Source organism: Chitinophaga sp. (genome assembly GCF_036569125.1).
Classification (GTDB): domain Bacteria; phylum Bacteroidota; class Bacteroidia; order Chitinophagales; family Chitinophagaceae; genus Chitinophaga.
Map to the genome: position 1 here is coordinate 1 of NZ_DATCRF010000439.1, position 5,936 is coordinate 5,936.

Annotated in this window: 4 protein-coding genes; all 4 read left to right on the plus strand. The window is 48.9% G+C overall.

Features of this window, described 5'->3' with window-relative positions; genetic code table 11:
* Nucleotides 1–486 (plus strand): LytTR family DNA-binding domain-containing protein (locus VIM87_RS16395; protein ID WP_331998039.1); only part of this gene is annotated, 486 nt, incomplete at its 5' end.
* Between the two features lie 63 nt (nt 487–549).
* Nucleotides 550–3,678, plus strand: coding sequence for a sensor histidine kinase (locus tag VIM87_RS16400; RefSeq protein ID WP_331998040.1), 3,129 nt, complete (start codon nt 550–552; stop codon nt 3,676–3,678).
* Nucleotides 3,679–3,689: 11 nt separating this feature from the next.
* On the plus strand, nt 3,690–4,448 hold the full coding sequence (locus VIM87_RS16405) for a LytTR family DNA-binding domain-containing protein (RefSeq protein WP_331998041.1): 759 nt from the start codon (nt 3,690–3,692) through the stop codon (nt 4,446–4,448).
* 840 nt (nt 4,449–5,288) lie between these two features.
* Nucleotides 5,289–5,762, plus strand: a complete 474-nt coding sequence (locus VIM87_RS16410; RefSeq protein ID WP_331998042.1) for a hypothetical protein — start codon at nt 5,289–5,291, stop codon at nt 5,760–5,762.
* Nucleotides 5,763–5,936: the final 174 nt, after the last annotated feature.

The window sequence follows — 5,936 nt, forward strand, 5'->3', positions numbered from 1 at the left end:
CCGCCGCAGATCATTATTACCACCGCTTACCAGGAATATGCATTGCAGGGGTATGAGCTGAATGTGGTGGACTATCTGCTTAAGCCCATTGAGTTCAGCCGCTTCCTGATGGCGGTGAACAAAGTAAAAATGCCTGCAGCCGCAGCCCCTGTAACAGCCGTAGCAGCGGTTCCGGAAAGAACGCACCTGTTCTTTAACGTAAGCAAAAAAATGGTAAAGGTGTACCTGGATGAGATCCTGTACATTGAAAGCATGAAAGAATACATTCGTATTGTAACCCGCGATAAAACCATCCTCACCAAATTTCAGCTGGGGCAAATTGAAGAGCTGCTGGCCAAGAACAATTTCCTGCGCGTGCACCGCTCCTTTATTGTATCAAAGAATAAGATCGATGCCTTTACCGCTACCGATGTAGAGATCAACGGCGCCCCCATTCCCATTGGCCGCAGCTATAAAGAGCTGGTGATGCGGGTATTGGAGCAATAAATTTTCAGTTACCGGTTTTTCGCAAAAGAAAGTAACTTTGGGGCCACCCCAATGTTTACAGGTATGTATGTTCGGCTAACTTTACTGCCCCTGCTATGCCTCTTTTGTAATTTGTTAACGGCCCAGGATCTTCGTGAAAGTGATTTCACCCGTTACTCCCGGCAAGAGGGTTTATCTGATGATTATATTACCAGCCTGGTGCAGGATGCCACCGGTTATATCTGGGCGGCTACCTCCTCCGGCCTCAATCGTTACAATGGCAGCCAGTTTGTACAGTTCCATAATACGGATGATAGTTTATCGCTGCCCGCAGAAGAGATCAAAGGCCTGGTATTCTTAGGCCAGTCGCGCCTGGGTGTGCGCACCGGTGTGGGCCTGCATATGATCAACACCGCTACCGGCGATGCGCGTAACATCTTCATCCCCTACAAACAAAAAAAGTTCCAGTATAAGTTCAATAACATTATGTCGGTGCGGCCCTGCAACAACGGGGATATCATTGTGCTCACCCGCCCGGGCATTTACCATTATGATCAGAATTACCGCCTCGTATACAGGTATGATCATTACAAGGACAGTGAGATCACGCAGCCGCTGATCTTTGGCATTGGCCTCCTGCAGCTGGATGAGCAGCGCTTCATCATCACCTCCTATTTAGGCTTTTACCTTTACAACACGCTTACGCACCAGGTAAAAAAAATGGAGGCGGCCGACTGCCCGCTGCTGGCGGAATACCTGCCGCTTTCCCAGTCAAAGGTGTTCCAGATCAGAACGGGCCGCTTTTTTATACTGCCTGAAAACTCCGATAGCCTCATCTATGTTGATGTGCCTACACAGCAAAAAATAGTAAGCCGCCTGCCGGTGCTCCCCTACCAGGAACGCCTGATAGGCGAGCGTTCCAAGCTGATACAGGTAAATGATACGCTTTTTTATTTTACCGGACAGGTATCCGGTTTTCATAAAATGATCTTTAACCCGCAAACGGGCAATGCGCACATTTTCCCGGAAAAATATTTTGCCGCCTACAGCTGCAACAGCCTGTTAAAAGACCGTGATGGTTATTTATGGGTAGGCACCAACAAAGGGCTGTTCCACCAGCACAACCTCCAGGCGCGGATTGAGCAGGCCGCGCTGCCGCCAAACATCCATACCGCATTCCCTAATTTAATAATGGATGATGTGTATGGCGCCGGCAATCAGCTGTACGTAGCCTGCCGGGAGAACGGCGGCCTGCTGGTGTTTGACAAGCAACCTCTCCGTTTTAATAAGCGCATCAGCTTTAAAAATTATGCTGCAGCAGCAGATAATATTTATTGCTTAGCCCCTGCAGATGAGCATAGCCTGCTGGTAGGCACGGAACACCCCCTGCTGCGCCTGAACCTGCAAACCCATAAAGTATTGCAGCACTGGGACCTGCCGGAGTATGAAGCCGCCGACCTGCAAACAGACCGGCAGGGCCGTACCTGGATCACCGCCGCCAATATTTATACTTACAGCGCAGCCACCCGGCAGCTTACACCCGTTAATACCGCTACGCCCCTGTACCGTGGCATACAACGCGCGCTGCGCCTGGGCCTTGACAGTGCAGGTAACATATGGATGGCCGGGCATGGCCTGTGCCGTTACAACCCCTTCACCCAACAGTTCGACCGCTTAATAGATACCTTTCCCTACATTAAAATGCCGGACCGGCAGGTGAATAATTTTGTGGTGGATGGACATAACACCATCTGGTGTAACAGTAACAACAATGGCCTTACCGGCTATAACCTGCGCAGCGGTAAGTGGCTGCATTTTACGCGCAGCAACGGCCTGCAGGATAATAACATCGCCGCCATGACGGTGGTGAACAACCGCCTGTGGATGGCCGGCCACTCCGGCCTCTCCTGCCTCGACCTGGCCACCCTGCGGATGGTATCCTTTGGTAAGGAAGATGGATTTCCTGACCTGCCGGTAGCAGACGGCAGCAAATTTTATTACGATACCGCCAGCAGGCAACTCAGCATAGGGTTTTCCCGTATCCTTGTAAAATTCGACCCTGAAAGCTTGCTTACAACCATGACGGCGCCGCCATTTTTTATTGAAAATATCAGCATTGGTGATCAGCAGGAGATCCATTTTCCCGCTAAAGAAATTACCACCAGCTGGTATAGGAATGATATTACGGTTACGCTGGGCAGCATTAATTTCCTGTACAGCAGCAGCCAGCGTTTTGCCTATCGCATCTTAAAAGCAGATAGCAGCAGCTGGCAGCAGTTAGGCATGCGCAATACATTTAACATTGCCAGCCTGTCGCCAGGCCTGTACCGTGTGCAGGTAAAACTCTTTGCTATTAACAACCGCTGGCCCGAGCAGGTGCAGGAGCTCACGATTCGCGTGCTGCCGCCCTTCTGGCTTACGCCCTGGTTCTTTGGCCTGTTACTATTATTGGCTGCCATAGCTGTGTACACGGTGTTCAGGTGGCGTACCGGCATTTTACAGCGGCAGCTGGCATCGGAACAAACGCTGCGTATTAAGCATGAAGAGCTGAACTCTATTAACGAGCAGCTGGCCGAAGCACAGCTGCTGGCCCTGCAAACGCAAATGAACCCGCACTTCATTTTTAATGCGCTCAATGGTATTAAGCGCATGATACTGGAGCAGGACATCTCCAATGCATCCCGCTACCTGAGCAAGTTTGCGCAAATGATACGCCTTACGCTCAGCCAGTCCAAGCAGTCATTTGTAACGCTGAAGGAAAATATTGAGTACCTGGAAAGTTACCTGCAAATGGAAAAGCTGCGCTTTGATGATTCCTTCACCTACACCATACAAACAGATGATGAGCTGGCGGATGAAGATATTACCATCCCCACATTAATGATACAGCCTTTGGTGGAAAACGCCATCTGGCACGGGTTAATGCACCGCGAAGGAGAAAAGGCCGTGGACATTGTTTTTAGCCTGCAGGGCGAAGTGTTCACCTGTGCAATTACAGATAACGGCATTGGCATACGGCAGGCAGAAAAGCTGAAGCAGCAGCGCAAAACATCGCACCGCTCAGTAGGGCTGGATAACCTGCGCAACCGCATCAGCATCATGAATGAGAAGTACCATATGGATTGCGCATTAACCATCACAGACCGTAGTGATAACGGCCATCATAACACCGGTACACAGGCGGTGCTCCGCTTTAAACTAACTGATCTTTAAAAATACATAATATGAAAGCAATCATTGTTGACGATGAGGTGAATGGCATAGTAACCCTCCGTAAAATGCTGGAAAACAACTGCCCGCAGGTGAATGTGCTGGCCAGCTGCTCCAGTGCAGCAGTGGCCAGCCAAAAGCTGCAGGAGCTGGAACCCGACGTGGTTTTCCTGGATATTCAGATGCCCGGTAAGAACGGCATTGAAATGCTGATGGACCTTTCCCGCCAGGATTTTGAAGTGGTTTTTGTAACGGCGCATAATGAGTATATGCTGCAGGCATTACAATACAGCGCCGCAGATTATTTACTGAAACCGGTGGATGAGGACCGCCTGATGGAAGCAGTGCAGCGGGTTGAAAAAAGGCGCGCTGCAGAAAAGGAGAACGAGCCTGTATCCACGCTGGCCTACAACATTCACAAAACCGGCATGCCCATGGAAATGCGTCTGTGCCTGCCTACACTCAAGGGTTTCACCGTATTAAAGCTGGATGAGATCGTGTACTGCGCCGCAGAAAGAAGCTATACCATTGTGCACCTGGTGAATAAGAAATCCATCATTGTATCCAAGCCATTAAGCGATTATGATGCGCTGCTTACCGGCACTAATTTTTTGCGTGTGCATAAATCGTACCTGGTGAACCTGCAGCATGTAATTGAGTACCAGCGCGGGGAAGGCGGCACTGTTATTATGACCAACGGGGCGCAGATAGAAGTAAGCCGCCGTAAGAAAGAGCCGTTTATGACACGCATGAAAGAGCTGTTCCACTTTTAGCAAGGGCCTTTGGAAAAGCGGAGGCTGCCGTTTATTTTAAATACAAAACCGTTAATAGTTTTCAATTTTTAGAAAAACAGGCAAGCTTTATCTTTACTGCCGATTCACATTTTTATTAACCCCTAAAACATTTCACATTGAGTACAAAAGAATATAGGTGCTGAAGTAAGCCGAACTACCTTCAGCAACCTGAAGTTGGCCCCACTTACACAGAATTGGAAAACAGGTTATTAAACAGCTGCTCCCGCTGCGGGTAATACCCGGAGCCGGGCCGTGGAGATATTATATCTTCTGCTGATCATGACATTACAGGAAAGTCCTTTTCCAGGGATTTTATTTTCATCAGTTTGTGGCCCCAAAAACATATTGCTTCCAGGATCATTATGTACGCCACATTCAAAGAAAAACCCCTTTCAGTATAGGTATGACACGAACAGGGACCAAACTACTACCTCCCCTGTTTTGTATTAAGCTGCTGCCATTCTTTGGCAGGAGTGGTCCGGGATCATGGGTGGAAAGGCATTATGCCCGCCCATCCATGATATACGGCGCTTGCCATATACATTACGGAGTTTGTAATTGTACACCATTAACCGCTTACAACCACCAACGGGCTGTTTGCAACCTACCAACGCCTTTCCGATACTACTGGCTGCTGTTTGTATGCGCTGCCCGGCCCCTGGTCGAATTTGTTACAACCCTTTATGATCCTTGTTTACATTTGATGTGATTTCAATTCAACCAATTCATGAATCCCAACTCCTTCCGCCAAAAAGGTTACGACAAATCAATTATAATTCGTTAACGGGAACCATGCTTTAAAAAAAGGAAACAAGAATTATGACAGCGCATTCTGTAGCATCAAATGTAAACACCATTTTACGGACCGGGCTAATAGCCGGCACCCTGGACATTCTCTCCGCCATTACCGTGTATGCGCTTATTATGGGAAAAGCCACCCCTGTACAGATCCTGCAGGGCGTTGCCAGTGGCGTATTTGGGAGGGAAGCATATGCCGGCGGTTTTCCAATGGCCTTAACAGGGCTGCTGTTCCACTACGCCCTTGCGCTCATCTTTACAACAGCTTATTTCCTGTTGTATCCCCACCTGCCCTTTTTGCAACGGCAATGGGTAGTAAGCGGCGTATTGTTCGGCGTACTGGTATGGCTGGTAATGAACCTGGCCGTATTACCCCTTTCTAATTACCAGCAGGCGCCTTTGCGCTGGGCGCCTGCTTTATTGGGCATGGCTATTATTGTTGTAATGATAGGGTTACCGATAGCCTTCGGAGCACAAAAGCACTACGGGTATTAATGTGTTGATGTGCTAATATGCTAATGTGCTGGTATATACTGAATGGAGCGAAGACCGATCCGCATCCCTAACATATACCAGCACATTAGCATATCAGCACATTAGCACATCACTTAATCAGCGTCATCATCTGCTGTATCAGCTGCATCATAGCCGTGGGGTATACCCCCAAAC

Excerpts from the sequence above, each read along its gene's own strand:
- VIM87_RS16400 (WP_331998040.1), top strand. The coding sequence starts at position 550 with ATGTATGTTCGGCTAACTTTACTGCCCCTGCTATGCCTCTTTTGTAAT.
- VIM87_RS16405 (WP_331998041.1), top strand. The coding sequence starts at position 3,690 with ATGAAAGCAATCATTGTTGACGATGAGGTGAATGGCATAGTAACCCTC.
- VIM87_RS16410 (WP_331998042.1), top strand. The coding sequence starts at position 5,289 with ATGACAGCGCATTCTGTAGCATCAAATGTAAACACCATTTTACGGACC.